At 40.5% G+C, this 20,494-nt stretch carries 21 protein-coding genes and 1 other annotated feature; all 21 genes read left to right on the plus strand.

Going from position 1 to position 20,494, the window contains the following annotated elements; genetic code table 11:
• The first annotated feature begins 3 nt into the window (after window positions 1–3).
• The 21 genes from secE to rplV all read left to right on the plus strand — a co-directional run bounded on the left by secE (window position 4) and on the right by rplV (window position 20,492).
• A complete protein-coding gene (secE, locus tag KPL75_RS14630) occupies window positions 4–183 on the plus strand; it encodes a preprotein translocase subunit SecE (protein WP_002009797.1) in 180 nt (59 codons plus the stop codon).
• A 131-nt stretch (window positions 184–314) separates the two neighbouring features.
• Entirely contained in the window at window positions 315–848 is a 534-nt protein-coding gene (nusG, locus tag KPL75_RS14635) for a transcription termination/antitermination protein NusG (protein ID WP_002009795.1), read from the plus strand.
• Between the two features lie 168 nt (window positions 849–1,016).
• The gene (gene rplK / locus KPL75_RS14640) at window positions 1,017–1,442 is read left to right on the plus strand and encodes a 50S ribosomal protein L11 (protein WP_001085872.1); all 426 of its coding nucleotides are present in this window, start codon (window positions 1,017–1,019) and stop codon (window positions 1,440–1,442) included.
• A 180-nt stretch (window positions 1,443–1,622) separates the two neighbouring features.
• The gene (gene rplA / locus KPL75_RS14645) at window positions 1,623–2,315 is read left to right on the plus strand and encodes a 50S ribosomal protein L1 (protein ID WP_002009792.1); all 693 of its coding nucleotides are present in this window, start codon (window positions 1,623–1,625) and stop codon (window positions 2,313–2,315) included.
• 49 nt (window positions 2,316–2,364) lie between these two features.
• Window positions 2,365–2,510: a sequence feature (ribosomal protein L10 leader region), on the plus strand.
• A gap of 39 nt (window positions 2,511–2,549) precedes the next feature.
• Complete coding sequence (rplJ, locus tag KPL75_RS14650; protein ID WP_002009790.1) at window positions 2,550–3,050, plus strand: 50S ribosomal protein L10; 501 nt, start codon at window positions 2,550–2,552, stop codon at window positions 3,048–3,050.
• A gap of 67 nt (window positions 3,051–3,117) precedes the next feature.
• The gene (gene rplL / locus KPL75_RS14655) at window positions 3,118–3,477 is read left to right on the plus strand and encodes a 50S ribosomal protein L7/L12 (protein WP_002009788.1); all 360 of its coding nucleotides are present in this window, start codon (window positions 3,118–3,120) and stop codon (window positions 3,475–3,477) included.
• A gap of 76 nt (window positions 3,478–3,553) precedes the next feature.
• Window positions 3,554–4,153 (plus strand): class I SAM-dependent methyltransferase, encoded by a 600-nt coding sequence (locus KPL75_RS14660; protein WP_219916817.1) that lies wholly within the window; start codon window positions 3,554–3,556, stop codon window positions 4,151–4,153.
• 291 nt (window positions 4,154–4,444) lie between these two features.
• Window positions 4,445–7,978, plus strand: a complete 3,534-nt coding sequence (rpoB, locus tag KPL75_RS14665; RefSeq protein ID WP_219916818.1) for a DNA-directed RNA polymerase subunit beta — start codon at window positions 4,445–4,447, stop codon at window positions 7,976–7,978.
• A 37-nt stretch (window positions 7,979–8,015) separates the two neighbouring features.
• Window positions 8,016–11,627 carry a DNA-directed RNA polymerase subunit beta' gene (gene rpoC / locus KPL75_RS14670; RefSeq protein WP_219916819.1) on the plus strand — a complete coding sequence of 1,204 codons (3,612 nt, stop codon included), beginning with the start codon at window positions 8,016–8,018 and terminating at the stop codon, window positions 11,625–11,627.
• Between the two features lie 113 nt (window positions 11,628–11,740).
• Window positions 11,741–11,989, plus strand: a complete 249-nt coding sequence (locus KPL75_RS14675; RefSeq protein WP_070140532.1) for a ribosomal L7Ae/L30e/S12e/Gadd45 family protein — start codon at window positions 11,741–11,743, stop codon at window positions 11,987–11,989.
• Between the two features lie 114 nt (window positions 11,990–12,103).
• Window positions 12,104–12,526: a 30S ribosomal protein S12 gene (rpsL, locus tag KPL75_RS14680; protein ID WP_001142341.1), complete on the plus strand. Its 423-nt coding sequence runs from the start codon at window positions 12,104–12,106 to the stop codon at window positions 12,524–12,526.
• Window positions 12,527–12,555: 29 nt separating this feature from the next.
• Window positions 12,556–13,026, plus strand: a complete 471-nt coding sequence (rpsG, locus tag KPL75_RS14685; RefSeq protein ID WP_001137492.1) for a 30S ribosomal protein S7 — start codon at window positions 12,556–12,558, stop codon at window positions 13,024–13,026.
• Between the two features lie 206 nt (window positions 13,027–13,232).
• Window positions 13,233–15,311 (plus strand): elongation factor G, encoded by a 2,079-nt coding sequence (gene fusA, locus KPL75_RS14690; protein ID WP_002113318.1) that lies wholly within the window; start codon window positions 13,233–13,235, stop codon window positions 15,309–15,311.
• A 117-nt stretch (window positions 15,312–15,428) separates the two neighbouring features.
• Window positions 15,429–16,619: an elongation factor Tu gene (gene tuf / locus KPL75_RS14695; protein ID WP_002113319.1), complete on the plus strand. Its 1,191-nt coding sequence runs from the start codon at window positions 15,429–15,431 to the stop codon at window positions 16,617–16,619.
• A 401-nt stretch (window positions 16,620–17,020) separates the two neighbouring features.
• Window positions 17,021–17,329, plus strand: a complete 309-nt coding sequence (gene rpsJ, locus KPL75_RS14700; protein ID WP_001040595.1) for a 30S ribosomal protein S10 — start codon at window positions 17,021–17,023, stop codon at window positions 17,327–17,329.
• A 34-nt stretch (window positions 17,330–17,363) separates the two neighbouring features.
• Window positions 17,364–17,996, plus strand: coding sequence for a 50S ribosomal protein L3 (gene rplC / locus KPL75_RS14705; protein WP_000160209.1), 633 nt, complete (start codon window positions 17,364–17,366; stop codon window positions 17,994–17,996).
• Window positions 17,997–18,021: 25 nt separating this feature from the next.
• The gene (gene rplD, locus KPL75_RS14710; protein ID WP_001127261.1) at window positions 18,022–18,645 is read left to right on the plus strand and encodes a 50S ribosomal protein L4; all 624 of its coding nucleotides are present in this window, start codon (window positions 18,022–18,024) and stop codon (window positions 18,643–18,645) included.
• The gene (gene rplW / locus KPL75_RS14715; RefSeq protein WP_001205557.1) at window positions 18,645–18,935 is read left to right on the plus strand and encodes a 50S ribosomal protein L23; all 291 of its coding nucleotides are present in this window, start codon (window positions 18,645–18,647) and stop codon (window positions 18,933–18,935) included. The genes rplD and rplW overlap by 1 nt, the downstream gene beginning before the upstream one ends.
• Window positions 18,936–18,963: 28 nt before the next feature.
• A complete protein-coding gene (gene rplB / locus KPL75_RS14720) occupies window positions 18,964–19,794 on the plus strand; it encodes a 50S ribosomal protein L2 (RefSeq protein ID WP_000511584.1) in 831 nt (276 codons plus the stop codon).
• A gap of 60 nt (window positions 19,795–19,854) precedes the next feature.
• Window positions 19,855–20,133 carry a 30S ribosomal protein S19 gene (gene rpsS / locus KPL75_RS14725; protein WP_000124454.1) on the plus strand — a complete coding sequence of 93 codons (279 nt, stop codon included), beginning with the start codon at window positions 19,855–19,857 and terminating at the stop codon, window positions 20,131–20,133.
• Window positions 20,134–20,150: 17 nt separating this feature from the next.
• Window positions 20,151–20,492, plus strand: a complete 342-nt coding sequence (rplV, locus tag KPL75_RS14730) for a 50S ribosomal protein L22 (RefSeq protein WP_001148024.1) — start codon at window positions 20,151–20,153, stop codon at window positions 20,490–20,492.
• The last annotated feature ends 2 nt before the right edge of the window (window positions 20,493–20,494 follow it).

A 20,494-nucleotide genomic window follows, 5' to 3' on the forward strand; every position in this document is an offset into this window, starting at 1 on the left:
TAGATGCGTTTAACGAACTTTTTCGGCGATGTAGGTCGCGAAATGAAAAAAGTAAGTTGGCCTAAAAAAGATGAATTACTCCGTTCAACAACGACTGTTATCGCGACAGTTGTGTTCTTTGCGATTTTCTTCGCAGTAGTTGATATGGGCATTTCTTCTTTAATTCGGTTAATTCTTGGTTAATTCTTGAATAAGAAGCACTTATCCATGATATAATGTTATTTATAAGAACTGTGTAAAAGCCCGGTGAACGGGTTTTTTCATTTGCGCAAAAAAATGTACGTCAGGGAGGGAAGGACGCTCGTCCTAAATGAATGGAAAAAAGTTGGTATGTTGTCCATACTTATTCTGGATATGAAAATAAAGTAAAGGCAAACCTAGAGAAACGTGTAGAATCAATGGGTATGCAAGATAAAATTTTCCGTGTTGTTGTCCCGGAAGAAGTAGAAGTAGAAATGAAAAATGGTAAAGAAAAAATAACAAAAAGAAAAGTGTTCCCAGGTTACGTATTAGTAGAACTAATCATGACTGACGACTCTTGGTATGTTGTTCGTAATACGCCAGGTGTAACAGGTTTTGTCGGTTCTTCTGGTTCAGGATCTAAACCATCGCCTCTATTAGAAGAGGAAGTTGTTACCATCATGAAGCATATGGGAATGGACAATGAAGTGGTTGATTTCGAATTTGAACTTCATGAAACAGTGCGTGTAAATGAAGGGCCATTCGCGGATTATACAGGTGCGATTGAAGAAATTGATGTGGAAAAGAAAAAAGTTAGCGTGCTTGTAGACATGTTTGGTCGCGAGACTCCGGTTGAACTTGATTTCCATCAAATTGAAAAATTATAAAATGAAACTTGAAATGAATTGTAAAAAGTGATAATATCTTTTAAGTCAGTACGTCTTCGGTAACGGAGACGTTTTTTGAAAAAGATTTTATCATTATGATAAAATATGAAGTGGGAGGGCAAATCACTGCCCAATTGACCACATCACGGACTTAAGGAGGTGTGTCTCGTGGCTAAAAAGGTAATTAAAATGGTAAAACTTCAGATTCCTGCAGGTAAAGCTAATCCAGCTCCACCGGTTGGTCCAGCATTAGGACAAGCAGGTGTTAACATCATGGGCTTCTGTAAAGAGTTTAACGCTCGTACAGCTGATCAAGCTGGTCTTATCATCCCTGTTGAAATTACGGTATTTGAGGACCGTTCATTCACTTTCATTACTAAAACTCCTCCTGCTGCTGTTCTTCTTAAGAAAGTAGCTGGTATTGAGTCTGGTTCTGGTGAACCAAACCGTAATAAAGTGGCAACTGTTAAGCGTGATAAAGTACGCGAAATCGCTGAAACTAAAATGCCTGACCTAAACGCTGCTAGCGTAGAAGCTGCAATGCGTATGGTTGAAGGTACTGCGCGCAGTATGGGCATCGTTATCGAAGACTAATTCGATTTGTTTTTTGTAAAAAAGGTTGCGGGTCTGGAATTCCAATTCGCAACCTTTATTATCGTAAATGATTATTGTTTTTAAATAAATGGATGGGCGCACATCCTCGGGGGTTCTCGGAATGAAGGCGTAAACGTGGGAGGTTATTCCGCTAAAACCACATTCAAGGAGGAAACAAACATGGCTAAAAGAGGTAAAAAGTACGTAGAAGCTGCAAAGCTTGTTGATCGTGCATCTGCTTACTCTGCAACAGAAGCAGTAGAATTAGTAAAGAAAACAAACACAGCTAAATTTGATGCAACTGTAGAAGCTGCATTCCGTTTAGGTGTTGACCCTAAGAAAGCTGACCAACAAATTCGTGGTGCAGTTGTTCTTCCACACGGTACTGGTAAAGTACAACGTGTATTAGTATTCGCTAAAGGCGAAAAAGCAAAAGAAGCTGAAGCTGCTGGCGCTGAATTCGTAGGCGATGCTGATTACATCGGTAAAATCCAAAAAGGTTGGTTCGACTTCGATGTAGTAGTAGCGACTCCTGACATGATGGGTGAAGTTGGTAAACTTGGTCGTGTATTAGGACCTAAAGGTTTAATGCCAAACCCTAAAACTGGAACAGTTACTTTCGATGTAACTAAAGCTGTTAACGAAATCAAAGCTGGTAAAGTTGAATACCGCGTTGATAAAGCTGGTAACATCCACGTTCCAATCGGTAAAGTATCTTTCGAAGATGCTAAATTAGTAGAAAACTTCAAAACAATTGCTGACACGCTACAAAAAGCTAAGCCAGCTGCTGCAAAAGGTACTTACATGAAGAACGCAACTGTTGCTTCTACAATGGGACCTGGCGTACGCGTAGACGTTTCTACACTTGCGTAAAAATTGGAAGTTGACTTCATAAAGAAGTTTTAATATAATCATTTATGTTGTGAATTTTAATAGTGTACCGTAGACAGTAGGTGTCGATTCGACTTAATTTCCTACCTAGGTGTTAATATACGAAGCGGAATCTTTTTTCTGTGACTATATGCCTCCATGTCTACAAGTTGGGCATGGAGGTTTTTAGTGCACTTTCGGTACATCTTCTATATAATCTACAGGAGGTGTAATAACATGAGCAAAGTAATCGAAACTAAACAACAAGTTGTAACTGAAATCGCTGAAAAACTTCGCGCGAGTAAATCTACAATCGTTGTTGACTACCGTGGTTTAACAGTTTCTGAAGCAACAGAATTACGTAAAAACTTACGTGAAGCTGGCGTTGAGTTCAAAGTTTACAAAAACTCTTTAACTCGTCGTGCTGCAGAGTCTGCTGAAATGGCTGAGTTAAACGAATTCTTAACAGGACCAAACGCAATCGCGTTCAGTAACGAGGATGTAGTTGCTCCTGCGAAAGTATTAAACGACTTCGCTAAAAATCATGAAGCTTTAGAAATTAAAGCTGGCGTAATCGAAGGTAAACTTGTAACACTTGATGAGGTTAAAGCTATCGCTACTCTTCCATCACGTGAAGGCTTACTTTCTATGCTTCTTAGCGTTCTTCAAGCTCCAATCCGTAACCTTGCACTTGCTACTAAAGCAGTTGCAGATCAAAAGGAAGAGCAAGGCGCTTAATTTTTTAAAAGATAATTACTTGTTATCTATAAAACAATACAAACCTATTTAAGGGAGGATATTTACAATGACTAAAGAACAAATCATTGAAGCAGTTAAATCTATGACTGTATTAGAACTTAACGACTTAGTAAAAGCTATCGAGGAAGAATTCGGCGTAACTGCTGCTGCTCCTGTAGCTGTAGCTGGTGGCGCTGGTGAAGCTGCTGCTGAGCAAACTGAATTTGACGTAGTACTTGCAAGTGCTGGCGCTCAAAAAATCAAAGTTATCAAAGCTGTACGTGAAATCACTGGTCTTGGCTTAAAAGAAGCTAAAGAATTAGTTGACAACACTCCAAAAGCAATCAAAGAAGGCGTTACTAAAGAGGAAGCTGAAGAAATGAAAGCTAAACTTGAAGAAGTTGGCGCTGCTGTAGAAGTTAAGTAATTAACTTTTGGTGCTTAAAAAAAAGCTCGCTCTCATGCGAGCTTTTTTTTTAACTGTAAAGAAAAGAGGTGGCCATATGGCAGACCATTATTTTTCTAACGACCCTTCTAGTAAAAGTGATCGTAAACGATGGGAAGTTACACTTCGTGAATCTCGATTTACTTTTTTATCTGACCATGGGGTGTTCTCGAAAAACGAAGTGGACTTTGGTTCTCGTCTTTTAATTGAAGCGTTTCAAATGCCAGATGTTAAAGGTAATGTGTTAGACGTAGGATGTGGGTACGGTCCAATCGGTCTGTCGTTAGCGAAAGAGTTTCAAAATCGTGAAATTCACATGGTGGATGTGAATGAAAGGGCCTTGGGACTTGCAAAAGAAAATGCCGCTAATAACAGAATTGAAAATATACGTATTTTGCAAAGTAGTGTCTATGAAAATGTAGATGGCAAGTATGCTGTTATTCTATCTAATCCTCCAATTCGTGCTGGTAAAGATATCGTGCATGAGATTTTAGAAAATGCTGTGGAGTATTTAGTTTCAGGTGGAGAATTGTGGATTGTTATTCAAAAGAAACAAGGTGCGCCATCTGCGCTGAAAAAACTAGAAGAAGTATTTTCTGAAGTTGAAGTTGTAGAAAAGAAAAAAGGATATTATATCATAAAATCAAAAAAGCGTTGACGGTTATTTTTGGCTATGTTAACATTATACAATGCCAATATATGATTTTCTGCGTTGAGAAAGATGTATATTTTTGCTTCTCTTGGAAAAGATAGTAAAATCAGCAGATTATGAAACAGAATGATGGTTTTCTTATAGAAGCCATTTTTCTTTTTTGAGCAGGTAGAAAGACTCAACGTATCTATCTTTAAGAGAAAAAAACTACGCTAATAGCAGTAGTTGTATTTATTTGTGATTTTGCACAAATTTTTTTGTGCATTTATAATACTCATGATTTGAGGGGTGAAGCAGTTGACAGGTCAACTAGTTCAATACGGACGCCACCGCCAACGAAGAAGTTATGCCCGTATTAGTGAAGTATTAGAGTTACCAAATCTTATCGAAATTCAAACCTCTTCTTATCAGTGGTTTCTTGATGAGGGTTTGCGAGAAATGTTCCAGGACATTTCTCCGATCGAAGACTTTACGGGAAATCTATCGCTTGAATTTATCGACTACAGCTTAGGTGAACCTAAATACTCTGTAGAAGAATGCAAAGAGCGTGATGTGACGTATGCAGCACCACTTCGTGTAAAAGTGCGTCTAATCAACAAAGAAACTGGTGAAGTAAAAGAACAAGATGTGTTCATGGGAGATTTCCCACTCATGACAGAGACTGGAACATTCGTAATTAACGGTGCAGAACGTGTTATCGTTTCCCAGTTAGTTCGCTCTCCAAGCGTATACTATAGTGGCAAAGTGGATAAAAACGGAAAACGTGGTTTTACTGCTACTGTAATTCCAAACCGCGGAGCTTGGTTAGAGTATGAAACAGATGCTAAGGATGTTGTATATGTGCGTATTGACCGTACGCGTAAACTTCCTGTAACTGTTTTGTTACGCGCATTAGGGTTTGGCTCTGATCAAGAAATCACCGAGCTTTTAGGTGATAACGAATACTTAAGCAATACGTTAGAAAAAGACAACACAGATAGCACAGAAAAAGCATTGCTTGAAATTTATGAGCGTCTACGCCCTGGTGAACCACCAACAGTAGAAAATGCAAAGAGCTTACTTGTGTCTCGTTTCTTTGATCCGAAGCGCTACGATTTAGCAAATGTAGGTCGCTATAAGATCAACAAAAAGCTACACATTAAAAACAGATTGTTTAACCAACGTTTAGCTGAAACACTGGTGGATCCAGAAACTGGTGAAATTTTAGCGGCAGAAGGAACAGTCTTAGATCGTCGTACACTGGATCGCATTCTACCTTACTTAGAGAAAAACATTGGATTCAAAACAGCGAAACCAATGGGCGGAGTGGTAGCAGGCGATGTTGAGCTGCAATCTATTAAGATTTATGCTCCAGAATCAGAAGGCGAACGATCTATAAACGTAATTGGGAATGCAAATATTACTCGTGATATAAAACACATCACACCAGGTGATATTCTTGCTTCTATTAGCTACTTCTTTAACTTGCTATATAAAGTAGGGGATACAGATGATATTGACCACCTAGGAAATCGTCGTCTGCGCTCTGTAGGAGAGTTACTACAAAACCAATTCCGTATCGGTCTTTCTCGTATGGAACGTGTTGTTCGTGAGAGAATGTCGATCCAAGATACAAATGCAATTACACCACAAGCGTTAATTAACATTCGCCCGGTTATTGCATCTATTAAAGAGTTCTTCGGAAGTTCTCAGTTATCTCAGTTCATGGATCAAACAAACCCATTAGCAGAGTTAACTCACAAACGAAGACTATCTGCATTAGGACCCGGTGGTTTAACGCGTGAGCGCGCAGGCTTTGAAGTACGTGACGTTCACTACTCTCACTATGGTCGTATGTGTCCAATCGAAACACCAGAGGGACCAAACATCGGTTTGATCAACTCATTATCTTCGTTTGCGAAAGTAAATGAGTTTGGTTTCATTGAAACACCATACCGTCGTGTTGATCCAGAATCTGGTCTTGTAACAGGGCAGGTTGATTATTTAACAGCAGATGAAGAAGATAACTATGTTGTAGCCCAAGCGAATATGAAATTATCTGAAGTAGGGGAATTCCTTGATGAAGATATCGTAGCTCGTTTCCGTGGTGAAAACATTGTCACAAATAAAGAACGCATCGATTACATGGATGTATCTCCAAAACAAGTAGTGTCGGCAGCGACAGCTTGTATTCCGTTCTTAGAAAACGATGACTCTAACCGCGCACTTATGGGAGCAAACATGCAACGTCAGGCGGTTCCGTTAATGAATCCGGAATCTCCGATTGTAGGTACAGGTATGGAGTACGTATCAGCAAAAGACTCAGGTGCTGCAGTAATCTGTAAACACCCTGGTGTTGTTGAACGCGTAGAAGCACGTGAAGTTTGGGTACGTCGCTATGTAGACGTTGACGGTCAAACAGTAAAAGGCGACTTAGATCGCTACAAAATGCAAAAATTCATTCGTTCTAACCAAGGAACTTGCTACAACCAACGTCCAATCGTAAGTGTTGGAAATGAAGTTGTAAAAGGTGAAATCCTTGCGGATGGTCCTTCTATGGAATTAGGCGAACTAGCACTTGGACGTAACGTGCTTGTTGGCTTCATGACTTGGGACGGTTATAACTACGAGGATGCGATCATTATGAGTGAGCGCCTTGTAAAAGATGATGTGTACACTTCTATTCATATTGAAGAATATGAGTCAGAAGCTCGTGATACGAAGCTTGGACCAGAAGAAATTACACGTGACATTCCAAACGTTGGGGAAGATGCATTACGTAACCTTGACGAGCGCGGTATCATTCGCGTTGGTGCGGAAGTAAAAGATGGAGATTTACTTGTTGGTAAAGTAACACCTAAAGGTGTAACAGAATTAACAGCTGAAGAACGTCTATTACACGCTATCTTTGGAGAGAAAGCACGTGAAGTACGTGATACATCACTACGTGTACCACACGGTGGTGGCGGTATTATCTTAGACGTAAAAGTATTCAACCGTGAAGATGGCGATGAATTGCCACCAGGCGTGAATCAACTTGTACGTGCATATATCGTTCAAAAACGTAAAATTTCTGAAGGTGATAAGATGGCCGGTCGTCATGGTAACAAAGGTGTTATTTCCCGTATTTTACCGGAAGAAGATATGCCTTATTTACCAGATGGTACGCCAATCGATATCATGTTAAACCCATTAGGGGTACCATCTCGTATGAATATCGGTCAGGTATTAGAGCTTCATCTTGGTATGGCAGCAAGATACCTTGGTATTCACATTGCAACACCGGTATTCGATGGTGCTCGTGAGGAAGATGTATGGGGCACAATTGAAGAAGCTGGTATGGCAAATGACGCGAAAACAGTCCTGTATGACGGACGTACTGGTGAGCCATTCGATAACCGCGTATCTGTTGGTGTCATGTATATGATCAAACTTGCGCACATGGTTGACGATAAACTTCATGCTCGTTCTACTGGACCATACTCACTTGTAACGCAGCAACCTCTTGGAGGTAAAGCTCAGTTCGGTGGACAGCGTTTCGGTGAGATGGAGGTTTGGGCACTTGAAGCTTATGGTGCTGCTTATACTCTTCAAGAAATCTTGACAGTGAAGTCTGATGATGTTATTGGACGTGTTAAGACGTATGAAGCAATTGTTAAAGGTGAAAATGTTCCAGAACCAGGCGTTCCTGAATCATTCAAAGTATTGATTAAAGAACTGCAAAGTTTAGGTATGGACGTTAAAATGATGTCTATCAACGATACAGAAATTGAAATGCGTGATACGGAAGATGACGATGATCATCAATCAGCAGATAAATTGAATGTTGAAGTTGAGACAACTAAGGAATAATTGGGATAACCTGTAGACTAAAAGGGAGGTAGGCCCCTTGATAGATGTAAATAACTTTGAATATATGAAGATTGGACTTGCTTCACCTGACAAGATTCGTTCTTGGTCATACGGTGAAGTTAAGAAACCAGAAACAATTAACTATCGTACGTTAAAGCCTGAAAAAGATGGCTTGTTCTGTGAGCGTATTTTCGGACCACAAAAGGACTGGGAATGTCATTGCGGAAAATATAAACGTGTACGTTATAAAGGTGTAGTTTGTGATCGATGTGGCGTTGAAGTAACGCGTGCAAAAGTTCGTCGTGAACGTATGGGTCATATCGAATTAGCTGCTCCTGTATCTCATATTTGGTATTTCAAAGGTATCCCGAGCCGCATGGGACTTGTCTTAGACATGTCCCCTCGCGCGCTTGAAGAAGTAATTTATTTCGCTTCTTATGTTGTAACAGAAAGTGGAGATACACCACTTGATAAGAAGCAATTACTTTCTGAAAAAGAATACCGTGCATATCGTGATCGATATGGTAGCACATTCCATGCTGCTATGGGTGCAGAAGCGATTAAAAAACTACTGCAAGACATCGATTTAGATAAAGAAGTAGACTTCTTAAAAGAAGAATTAAAAACAGCACAAGGACAACGCCGTACTCGTGCTATTAAACGTCTAGAAGTATTAGAAGCATTCCGTAACTCTGGAAATCACCCATCTTGGATGATCTTAGATGTTCTTCCAGTTATCCCACCAGAACTACGCCCGATGGTACAGTTAGATGGTGGACGTTTTGCTACTTCTGATTTAAACGACTTATATCGTCGTGTAATTAACCGTAACAACCGTTTAAAACGTCTATTGGACTTAGGTGCACCAAGCATCATCGTTCAAAACGAAAAACGTATGTTACAAGAAGCTGTAGACGCATTAATCGATAATGGTCGCCGTGGCCGTCCAGTTACTGGACCAGGTAACCGTCCATTAAAATCACTATCTCACATGCTTAAAGGTAAACAAGGACGTTTCCGTCAAAACTTATTAGGTAAACGTGTTGACTACTCTGGCCGTTCTGTAATCGTTGTAGGACCGAACTTAAAGATGTACCAATGTGGATTGCCGAAAGAAATGGCGCTTGAATTGTTTAAACCTTTCGTTATGAAAGAGTTAGTTGGAAAAGGATTAGCACACAACATTAAGAGTGCTAAACGTAAAATCGAGCGTGTACACCCTGAAGTTTGGGACGTTTTAGAATCTGTGATCAAAGAGCATCCGGTACTTCTAAACCGTGCACCAACACTTCACCGTCTTGGTATCCAGGCGTTTGAACCTACATTAGTAGAAGGTCGTGCAATCCGTCTTCACCCACTTGTATGTACTGCATACAACGCGGACTTTGACGGTGACCAAATGGCGGTTCACGTTCCGTTATCATCAGAAGCACAAGCAGAAGCTCGTATTCTTATGTTAGCGGCACAAAACATCTTGAATCCAAAAGACGGAAAACCAGTTGTTACTCCATCTCAGGATATGGTATTAGGTAACTATTACTTAACACTTGAGCGCGAGGGTGCAATCGGTGAAGGTATGGTCTTCAAAGATGCAAACGAAGCAATACTTGCATACCAAAATGGATATGTACATCTGCACACACGTGTTGCAGTTGCTGCGAGTTCGGTAAATAATGTAACGTTTACTGAAGAGCAAAAGAGTAAGCTTCTATTAACAACAGTTGGTAAATTAATATTTAACGAAATCTTACCAGAGTCGTTCCCTTATATTAATGAACCAACAAACTCAAACCTTGAAAAAGAAACACCAGCGGAATATTTCGTTGAAAAAGGTGCGAACATTAAAGAAATTATTGCTAGTCGCGAAGAAGTGGCACCATTTAGCAAGAAAATCCTTGGTAATATCATTGCGGAAGTATTCAAACGTTTCCAAATTACAGAAACATCTCGCATGCTTGACCGTATGAAAAACTTAGGATTTAAATACTCTACAAAAGCTGGTATTACAGTTGGGGTATCAGACATTCTTGTATTAGGTGAAAAAGATGAAATTCTCCATGAAGCACAAGCAAAAGTAGATAATGTAATTAAACAATTCCGTCGTGGTTTAATCACGGAAGAAGAACGTTACGATCGCGTTATCTCTATTTGGAGTAATGCAAAAGATGTTATCCAAGGAAAACTGATGAAATCCTTGAATAAACGCAATCCAATCTTCATGATGAGTGATTCTGGTGCCCGTGGTAACGCATCGAACTTTACTCAGCTTGCTGGTATGCGTGGTCTGATGGCCAATCCATCTGGTCGTATCATTGAGCTTCCAATCAAATCAAGTTTCCGTGAAGGTTTAACAGTACTTGAATACTTCATCTCTACGCATGGTGCGCGTAAAGGTCTTGCCGATACAGCACTTAAAACTGCCGATTCTGGTTACTTAACACGTCGTCTTGTAGACGTTGCACAAGATGTAATTGTTCGTCAAGATGATTGTGGAACAGACCGTGGTTTACTAATTGGTGCGATTAAAGAGGGTAATGAAGTTATTGAGTCACTATATGATCGTCTTGTTGGACGTTTTGCAAGAAAAACTGTAAAACATCCTGAAACAGGTGAAGTATTAGTTAGTGAAAACCAATTAATTACTGAAGATATTGCTCATATTGTTGAAAAGTCGGGTGTTGAAACTGTAAACATTCGTTCAGCGTTTACGTGTAATACTCGCCACGGTGTATGTAAGAAGTGTTACGGTCGTAACTTAGCAACTGGTACAGACGTAGAAGTAGGAGAGGCGGTAGGTATTATCGCAGCTCAATCTATCGGTGAGCCAGGTACACAGTTAACGATGCGTACGTTCCATACAGGTGGGGTTGCCGGAGATGATATCACACAAGGTTTACCTCGTATCCAAGAGATCTTCGAAGCTCGTAATCCGAAAGGTCAGGCAGTTATCAGTGAAATCGACGGTGTTATCGCAGCGATCAACGATGTTAAAGATCGCCAAGAAGTAGTTGTACAGGGTGAAGTTGAAGCTCGTACGTATGCTATTCCTTACGGTGCTCGTCTGAAAGTAACTCTAGGACAGCCAATTAGCCACGGTAAAGAGTTAACAGAAGGTTCTATTGATCCGAAAGAATTACTAAAAGTAACGGACATTACAGCCGTTCAAGAATACTTATTACGTGAAGTTCAAAAAGTATACCGTATGCAAGGGGTAGAAATTGGTGACAAACACGTAGAAGTAATGGTACGTCAAATGCTACGTAAAGTGCGTGTAAGTGACGCGGGTGAAACAGATGTATTACCAGGAACATTACTAGATATCCATCAGTTTACTGATGCGAATGCGAAGGTGTTACTGAAAGGTAAACAACCAGCAACAGCTAGACCAGTTCTACTTGGTATTACTAAAGCTTCACTTGAAACTGATTCGTTCTTATCTGCAGCATCGTTCCAAGAAACAACTCGTGTTCTAACAGATGCAGCAATTAAGGGTAAACGCGATGAACTTCTAGGATTGAAAGAAAATGTTATTATCGGTAAGCTTGTTCCTGCTGGAACAGGTATGAATCGTTATCGCAAAGTGGATCTTGTAAAAATAACACAAGATAACATGAATGTAGAAAACGATGAAGTTTATGTGGAACAGTAAAATTTTCCGTCGTAAATTTTGTATAAAAACAGCTAATCCTAGTTGACATTGTATGAGTCAAAATGTTACTATAATCAAGGTTGCTCCTGAACGATGCTTTGGAGGATATTTATATGTCTTATCAAAAAGTGTCAAATGCTGAAAATGTAGTCGTTGGTCATAAACGAACATTGGAAGCAATCAAAGATGGTATAGTTAAAGAAGTTGTCATTGCGGAAGATGCTGATGTGAGATTAACTCACGTTATCATTCGTACTGCCTTGCAACATAACATACCCATAACCAAAGTTGAATCAGTTCGTAAGCTTGGAAAAGTTTCGGGGATTCAAGTGGGAGCTTCAGCAATAGGAATAATAAGTTAAAACTGTTTTTGTGAGGAGAGAGCATTTGCTCTTCCTTGCAAAAACTTTGTTTTCAACTAATAATGAACCACCTGGATATGTGGTCATACAAACATGCGAAGGGAGGATAATCAAATGCCTACTATTAACCAATTAGTGAGAAATGGTCGTACTGATAAAGTATGGAAGTCTAAATCACCTGCGTTAAACAAAGGTTTTAACTCTTTAAAGAAAAAATCAACTGATATCTCTGCACCTCAAAAACGTGGTGTATGTACTCGTGTTGGTACAATGACTCCGAAGAAACCGAACTCAGCGTTACGTAAATACGCTCGTGTACGTTTAACAAATGGTATTGAAGTTACAGCTTACATCCCAGGTATCGGTCATAACCTACAAGAGCATAGCGTAGTATTAATTCGCGGTGGTCGAGTAAAGGATTTACCAGGGGTACGTTACCACATCGTTCGTGGTGCGCTTGATACAGCTGGTGTTGACAAACGTATGCAAGGACGTTCTAAATATGGTACTAAGCGACCAAAACCTGCTAAAAAATAATAAACTTATAATGAAAGGAGGAACTCAATATGCCTCGTAAAGGACCTGTTGCGAAACGTGACGTGTTACCAGATCCAATGTACAATTCTAAACTTGTAACACGCCTAATCAACAAAATGATGGTTGACGGTAAAAAAGGTAAATCTCAAACAATTCTTTATAACGCTTTCGATATCGTTCGTGAACGTTCAGATAAAGAACCAATGGAAGTATTCGAGCAAGCTCTTAAGAACATCATGCCTGTTCTTGAAGTACGCGCTCGTCGTGTTGGTGGTGCTAACTACCAAGTTCCAGTTGAGGTTCGTCCAGAACGCCGTACAACTTTAGGTCTTCGCTGGTTAGTAAACTATGCTCGTCTTCGTGGTGAAAAAACTATGGAAGAGCGTCTAGCTTACGAAATTTTAGATGCAGCTAACAATGCTGGTGCATCTGTTAAGAAACGTGAAGACACTCATAAAATGGCAGAAGCTAACAAAGCATTTGCTCATTACCGTTGGTAGGATTCAACGTAAAATAAATGTAAGCATAAACCGCTTTATTTGTCGCTTATGGAAGTGTGGAGAGGGAGAATGCCTCTCCCTTTCGTTGGGCGCTCGTTTTACATAATGAGGGTACTGGACACTGGCATATGTAACAATATAAAGTGGCTTTTTTGCTACTTAAAATAAAATAATCCAATCCATATATGGAAGGAGCAAGACACCAAATGACTAGAGAGTTCTCTTTAGAAAACACTCGTAATATTGGTATCATGGCTCACATCGATGCTGGTAAAACAACAGCAACTGAGCGTATTCTGTATTACACAGGACGTATTCATAAAATCGGTGAAACTCATGAAGGTGCATCTCAGATGGACTGGATGGAGCAAGAGCAAGAACGTGGTATCACAATTACTTCTGCTGCAACTACAGCACAATGGAAAGGTCACCGTGTAAATATCATTGACACTCCAGGGCACGTAGATTTCACAGTAGAAGTAGAACGTTCTTTACGCGTACTTGATGGCGCAGTAGCAGTACTTGATGCACAATCTGGTGTAGAACCACAAACAGAAACTGTTTGGCGTCAGGCTACTACTTATGGTGTACCTCGTATCGTATTCGTTAACAAAATGGATAAGATTGGTGCAGATTTCTTATACTCTGTAGGAACAATCCACGATCGTTTACAAGCAAACGCACATCCAATTCAGTTACCAATCGGTGCTGAAGATGAGTTCAATGGTATCATTGACCTTGTTGAAGAGTGTGCTTACATGTACGCTAACGATTTAGGAACAGACATCGAGCGTGTCGAAATTCCTGAAGAGCACAAAGAATTAGCTGAAGAATACCGTGGAAAACTTATTGAAGCGGTAGCTGAGCTTGATGAAGAAATGATGATGAAGTACCTAGAAGGTGAAGAAATCACTGTAGAAGAGCTTAAAGCTGGTATCCGTAAGGCTACAACTTCTGTAGAATTCTTCCCAGTAATCTGTGGTTCTGCATTCAAAAATAAAGGTGTTCAAATTCTGTTAGACGCAGTTATCGACTACCTACCATCTCCATTAGATGTACCTGCTATTAAAGGTACTCTTCCGGATACAGATGAAGCTATCGAACGTAAGTCTAGCGATGAAGAACCATTCGCAGCTTTAGCATTCAAAATCATGACTGATCCTTATGTTGGTAAGTTAACGTTCTTCCGTGTGTACTCTGGTGTGTTAAACTCTGGATCATACGTGAAAAACTCAACTAAAGGTAAGCGTGAGCGTGTAGGTCGTATCCTACAAATGCACGCTAACAGCCGTGAAGAGATTTCAACAGTTTACGCTGGTGATATCGCTGCTGCTGTAGGTTTAAAAGATACTACTACTGGTGATACTCTTTGTGATGAGAAGAGTCTTGTTATCCTTGAGTCTATGGAATTCCCAGAACCAGTTATCTCTGTAGCTATCGAACCAAAATCTAAAGCTGACCAAGATAAAATGGGTACAGCATTATCTAAGCTTTCTGAAGAAGATCCAACATTCCGTGCTCACACTGACCAAGAAACTGGCCAAACAATTATCGCTGGTATGGGTGAACTTCACCTTGATATCATCGTTGACCGTATGCGCCGTGAATTCAAAGTGGAAGCAAACGTTGGTGCTCCTCAGGTAGCATACCGTGAGACTTTCCGCGCTGCTGCGAAAGTTGAAGGTAAGTTCGCTCGTCAATCTGGTGGTCGTGGACAATTCGGTCACGTTTGGATTGAGTTTGAACCTAATGAAGAAGGTAAAGGTTTTGAATTCCAAAACAAAATCGTCGGCGGTGTAGTTCCACGTGAATACATCCCAGCTGTTGGAGCGGGTCTTGAAGACTCACTTAAAAATGGTGTACTAGCTGGTTATCCACTAGTTGACATCAAAGCTGCGTTAGTTGACGGATCTTACCATGATGTCGATTCATCTGAGATGGCGTTCAAAATCGCTGCATCTATGGCGCTTAAAGCTGCGGTTTCTAAATGTAGCCCAGTAATTCTTGAGCCAATGATGAAAGTTGAAGTTGTAATTCCTGAAGAGTACATGGGTGACATTATGGGCGACGTAACATCTCGTCGTGGACGTGTAGAAGGTATGGAAGCTCGCGGTAACGCTCAAGTTGTTCGCGCTATGGTTCCACTTTCTGAAATGTTCGGTTATGCAACGGCATTACGTTCTAACACTCAAGGACGCGGAACATTCTCAATGACATTTGATCATTATGAAGAAGTACCGAAGTCTGTTTCTGAAGAAATTATTAAAAAAAATAAAGGTGAATAATTGATTTTTATCGATTGTTCAAGTATAACTACTTATGTAAGCTTAGAAAGTGGGACGTAAGTTTCACTTTCTAGTCTAAATATAAAATAACCTATATAAACTAAGGAGGAATTTAGAATGGCTAAAGCTAAATTCGAACGTTCTAAACCCCATGTTAACATCGGTACAATCGGCCACGTTGACCATGGTAAAACTACATTAACTGCTGCGATCACTACAGTTCTTGCAAAAGCTGGTGGTGCTGAAGCACGCGGATACGATCAAATCGACGCTGCTCCAGAAGAAAGAGAGCGCGGAATCACAATCTCAACTGCACACGTTGAGTACGAAACTGAAACTCGTCACTATGCACACGTTGACTGCCCAGGTCATGCTGACTATGTTAAAAACATGATCACTGGTGCTGCTCAAATGGACGGCGGTATCTTAGTAGTATCTGCTGCTGATGGCCCAATGCCTCAAACACGTGAGCACATCCTTCTTTCTCGTCAAGTAGGTGTTCCTTACATCGTTGTATTCTTAAACAAATGCGACATGGTAGATGACGAAGAATTATTAGAATTAGTAGAAATGGAAGTTCGCGACCTATTATCTGAATACGGATTCCCAGGCGACGATATCCCTGTAATTAAAGGTTCTGCTCTTAAAGCTCTTCAAGGAGAAGCTGAGTGGGAAGAAAAAATCATCGAATTAATGACTGAAGTTGATGCTTACATCCCAACTCCAGAACGTGAAACTGACAAACCATTCTTAATGCCTATCGAGGATGTATTCTCTATCACAGGTCGTGGTACAGTTGCAACTGGTCGTGTAGAGCGCGGAATCGTTAAAGTTGGTGACGTAGTAGAAATTATCGGTCTTGCTGAAGAAAATGCTTCTACAACTGTAACTGGTGTAGAAATGTTCCGTAAACTTCTTGACCAAGCTCAAGCTGGAGACAACATCGGTGCTCTTCTTCGTGGGGTTGCTCGTGAAGACATCCAACGTGGACAAGTTCTTGCTAAAACTGGCTCTGTAAAAGCACACGCTAAATTCAAAGCTGAAGTTTTCGTATTATCTAAAGAAGAAGGTGGACGTCATACTCCATTCTTCGCTAACTACCGTCCTCAGTTCTACTTCCGTACAACTGACGTAACTGGTATCATCCAATTACCAGAAGGTACTGAAATGGTAATGCCTGGTGACAACATCGAAATGACTATCGAACTTATCGCTCCAATCGCTATCGAAGAGGGAACTAAATTCTCTATTCGTGAAGGTGGACGTACAGTAGGTTACGGTGTAGTTGCTACAATCGTTGCTGAGTAATCTTTAAATAGATTATTAAAAACTCAAGGGATTCTCCCTTGAGTTTTTTTATTGCTTATTTATATAGAAGAAAGAGGCGCGTTTGCTATTTTTGAATGAGTTTCTTCTATAGTATATAAAAACGAAAATAACACCCAAAAACTGTAAGCTAAATAAGAGCTGATGAAAACTTGATATTCTTTAAAGTGCCATGTATAATAGCAAAAGTAGAGAAAAGCAGATGCAAACAAAAAGATGCTTGCATCTAGACGAATAACATTGTATAATAGACAATGTTGGTCTTTGACTGCGATGAAGTGGAAGGTTGCTGACACACCCGGCCGCTTTGCCATGGCATGGTGTGGGGAAATTTCCATGGAGAAGGTCTATTTTAGAAATAGGCGAACGAAGGAGGGAAAATAATGGCAAAAGAAAAAATTCGTATCCGTTTAAAAGCTTATGATCACCGTATTCTTGATCAATCAGCTGAGAAAATTGTAGAAACAGCTAAGCGTTCTGGGGCAACAGTTTCTGGTCCGATCCCATTACCAACTGAGAAGACTATTTACACAATTCTTCGTGCTGTTCATAAGTACAAAGATTCTCGTGAGCAATTCGAAATGCGCACACACAAACGTTTAATCGATATCGTGAGTCCTACTCCACAAACAGTAGATTCATTAATGCGTTTAGACTTACCGTCTGGTGTAGATATCGAAATTAAACTATAATTTATATAACTTAAAAATGTAGGAGGTGTAACTCATGACCAAAGGAATCTTAGGAAGAAAGATCGGTATGACTCAAGTATTTGCTGAGAACGGTGAGTTAATCCCAGTAACGGTAATCGCTGCTAATCCAAACGTTGTTCTTCAAAAGAAAACAACTGAAACTGATGGCTACAATGCAATCCAGTTAGGATTCGAAGACAAACGTGAAAAGTTAACTAACAAACCTGAACAAGGCCACACTGCTAAAGCATCTACAACTCCTAAGCGCTTCATTCGCGAAATCCGCGATGCAGACGTGGACGGATTAGAGGTTGGTCAAGAGGTAAAAGTTGAAGTTTTCGCTGCAGGTGAAATCGTTGACGTAACAGGAATTTCTAAAGGTAAAGGTTTCCAAGGTGTTATCAAACGCCACGGACAATCTCGCGGACCTATGTCTCATGGTTCTCGCTATCACCGTCGTCCAGGTTCAATGGGCCCAGTTGCTCCGAACCGTGTATTCAAAGGCAAAAAACTTGCTGGACGTATGGGTGGAGACCAAGTTACTATCCAAAACTTAGAAATCGTTCAAGTTGACACTGAGCGCAACTTATTACTAGTAAAAGGTAACGTTCCAGGTGCTAAGAAATCTCTTGTAGTTGTTCAAGGCGCTGTGAAGGTTAGCAAATAATTCACAATAGGAAGGAGGAATTCCAATGCCAAAAGTTACTGTATATAACCAAACTGGTTCACAGGTTGGTGAAATCGAATTAGCTGAAGCTATTTTCGGTATCGAACCAAATGAAGCTGTACTTTTCGAAGCTGTAATGATGCAACGTGCATCTTTACGTCAAGGTACACACAAAGTAAAAACTCGCTCTGAAGTTCGCGGTGGTGGTCGTAAACCATGGCGTCAAAAAGGAACTGGACGTGCTCGTCAAGGTTCTATCCGCTCTCCTCAATGGCGTGGTGGTGGTACGGTATTCGGACCTACACCAAGAAGCTATGCGTACAAACTTCCTAAGAAAGTTCGTCGTTTAGCGATTAAATCTGCATTAGCTACTAAAGTAGTTGAGAACAACATTGTAGTTCTTGAGGACCTAGTGTTAAATGCACCAAAAACAAAAGACATGGTAGCAGTACTTAAAGGATTAACTGTTGAGAAGAAAGCTCTTATCGTAACTGCTGATGCAAACGAATCTGTAGAGTTATCTGCTCGCAATATCCCTGGAGTAACAGTAATCACTGCTGATGGCGTAAACGTGCTAGATGTGCTTCATCATGATAAGCTAATCATGACAAAAGCGGCAGTGGAAAAAGTAGAGGAGGTGCTTGCATAATGAGAGATCCTCGTGATATCATTAAGCGCCCAGTTATCACTGAACGTTCTATGGAAATGATGGCTGAAAAAAAATACACGTTCGACGTGGACGTTAAATCTAATAAAACAGAAGTTAAAGACGCTATTGAAGCGATCTTTGGTGTTAATGTAGACAAAGTAAACATCATGAACTACAAGCCGAAAGCAAAACGTGTTGGTCGTCACGCTGGTTTTACTAGCCGTCGTCGTAAAGCAATCGTTAAGCTAACTGCTGACAGCAAAGAAATCGAAATCTTCCAAGGCGTTTAATTCTTACTAAAGAAGGAGGGAAATTGAGATGGGAATTAAAAAGTATAATCCAACTACTAACGGTCGTCGTAACATGACTACGAATGATTTCGCTGAAATCACGACTGACAGACCGGAAAAGTCTTTACTTGCTCCTTTAAGCAAAAAGGCTGGTCGTAATAACCAAGGTAAAATTACTGTACGTCATCAAGGTGGCGGACATAAGCGTCAATACCGTATCATCGACTTTAAGCGTAATAAAGATGGAATTCCAGGACGCGTTGCTACGATCGAATATGATCCAAACCGCTCTGCGAATATCGCATTAATTAACTACGTTGACGGTGAAAAACGTTACATTCTTGCTCCTAAAACTTTAGAAGTAGGTATGGAAGTTATGTCTGGCCCTGAAGCTGACATTAAAATCGGTAACGCATTACCATTAATCAACATTCCAGTAGGTACTGTTGTTCATAACATCGAGCTTAAGCCTGGTCGTGGCGGACAATTAGTTCGTTCTGCTGGTACATCTGCTCAAGTACTTGGTAAAGAAGGAAAATACGTACTTGTACGTTTAACTTCTGGTGAAGTACGTCTTGTATTATCTGCTTGTCGCGCTTCAATCGGTCAAGTTGGTAACGAACAACACGAACTTATCAAAATCGGTAAAGCAGGTCGCTCTCGCTGGTTAGGTAAGCGCCCAACAGTTCGTGGTTCTGTAATGAACCCGGTTGATCACCCACACGGTGGTGGTGAAGGTCGCTCTCCAATCGGACGTAAGTCTCCAATGTCTCCATGGGGTAAACCAACTCTTGGATTCAAGACTCGTAAGAAAAACAAAGCGTCTGATAAATTTATCGTTCGTCGTCGTAAAAAATAATGGGATTGTAGTACGGTTCGCTTCAAGAACCGTACGCCAATCACGAAGGGAGGCACCAAAATGGCTCGTAGCTTAAAAAAAGGACCATTTGTCGATGATCACTTAATGAGCAAAATGGAAAAATTAGTTGCATCTGAGCAAAAACAAGTTGTTAAAACTTGGTCTCGCCGTTCAACTATCTTCCCTCAGTTCATCGGACACACAATCGCTGTATATGATGGTCGTAAACACGTACCTGTGTACATCACTGAGGATATGGTTGGCCATAAGTTAGGTGAATTCGCACCAACTCGTACGTATAAAGGTCACCTTGCTGACGATAAGAAAACTAGAAGATAATGAGAGGAGGCACTTCAATGCAAGCTAAAGCAGTAGCGAGAACAGTTCGTATTGCTCCTCGTAAAGTTCGTTTAGTAGTAGACTTAATCCGAGGTAAGCAAGTGGGTGAAGCGATTGCTATCCTTAACCACACACCAAAAACTGCTTCTCCAGTTGTAGAAAAAGTTTTAAAATCTGCAATCGCAAATGCAGAGCACAATTATGAGATGGATATTAACAACCTAGTTGTTGAAAAAGTCTTCGTTGACGAAGGTCCAACGTTGAAACGTTTCCGTCCACGTGCAATGGGCCGTGCAAGCCAAATTAACAAACGCACAAGCCACATCACAGTTGTGGTATCAGAAAAGAAGGAGGGATAATC

It is taken from the genome of Bacillus sp. NP247, assembly GCF_018966865.1.
Lineage (GTDB): Bacteria > Bacillota > Bacilli > Bacillales > Bacillaceae_G > Bacillus_A.

Bases quoted from the DNA above. Each gene is read 5' to 3' on its own strand.
- secE (WP_002009797.1), top strand. From the start codon at position 4: ATGCGTTTAACGAACTTTTTCGGCGATGTAGGTCGCGAAATGAAAAAA.
- nusG (WP_002009795.1), top strand. From the start codon at position 315: ATGGAAAAAAGTTGGTATGTTGTCCATACTTATTCTGGATATGAAAAT.
- rplA (WP_002009792.1), top strand. From the start codon at position 1,623: ATGGCTAAAAGAGGTAAAAAGTACGTAGAAGCTGCAAAGCTTGTTGAT.
- rplJ (WP_002009790.1), top strand. From the start codon at position 2,550: ATGAGCAAAGTAATCGAAACTAAACAACAAGTTGTAACTGAAATCGCT.
- rplL (WP_002009788.1), top strand. From the start codon at position 3,118: ATGACTAAAGAACAAATCATTGAAGCAGTTAAATCTATGACTGTATTA.
- KPL75_RS14660 (WP_219916817.1), top strand. From the start codon at position 3,554: ATGGCAGACCATTATTTTTCTAACGACCCTTCTAGTAAAAGTGATCGT.
- KPL75_RS14675 (WP_070140532.1), top strand. From the start codon at position 11,741: ATGTCTTATCAAAAAGTGTCAAATGCTGAAAATGTAGTCGTTGGTCAT.
- rpsL (WP_001142341.1), top strand. From the start codon at position 12,104: ATGCCTACTATTAACCAATTAGTGAGAAATGGTCGTACTGATAAAGTA.
- rpsG (WP_001137492.1), top strand. From the start codon at position 12,556: ATGCCTCGTAAAGGACCTGTTGCGAAACGTGACGTGTTACCAGATCCA.
- fusA (WP_002113318.1), top strand. From the start codon at position 13,233: ATGACTAGAGAGTTCTCTTTAGAAAACACTCGTAATATTGGTATCATG.
- tuf (WP_002113319.1), top strand. From the start codon at position 15,429: ATGGCTAAAGCTAAATTCGAACGTTCTAAACCCCATGTTAACATCGGT.
- rpsJ (WP_001040595.1), top strand. From the start codon at position 17,021: ATGGCAAAAGAAAAAATTCGTATCCGTTTAAAAGCTTATGATCACCGT.
- rplC (WP_000160209.1), top strand. From the start codon at position 17,364: ATGACCAAAGGAATCTTAGGAAGAAAGATCGGTATGACTCAAGTATTT.
- rplD (WP_001127261.1), top strand. From the start codon at position 18,022: ATGCCAAAAGTTACTGTATATAACCAAACTGGTTCACAGGTTGGTGAA.
- rplW (WP_001205557.1), top strand. From the start codon at position 18,645: ATGAGAGATCCTCGTGATATCATTAAGCGCCCAGTTATCACTGAACGT.
- rplB (WP_000511584.1), top strand. From the start codon at position 18,964: ATGGGAATTAAAAAGTATAATCCAACTACTAACGGTCGTCGTAACATG.
- rpsS (WP_000124454.1), top strand. From the start codon at position 19,855: ATGGCTCGTAGCTTAAAAAAAGGACCATTTGTCGATGATCACTTAATG.
- rplV (WP_001148024.1), top strand. From the start codon at position 20,151: ATGCAAGCTAAAGCAGTAGCGAGAACAGTTCGTATTGCTCCTCGTAAA.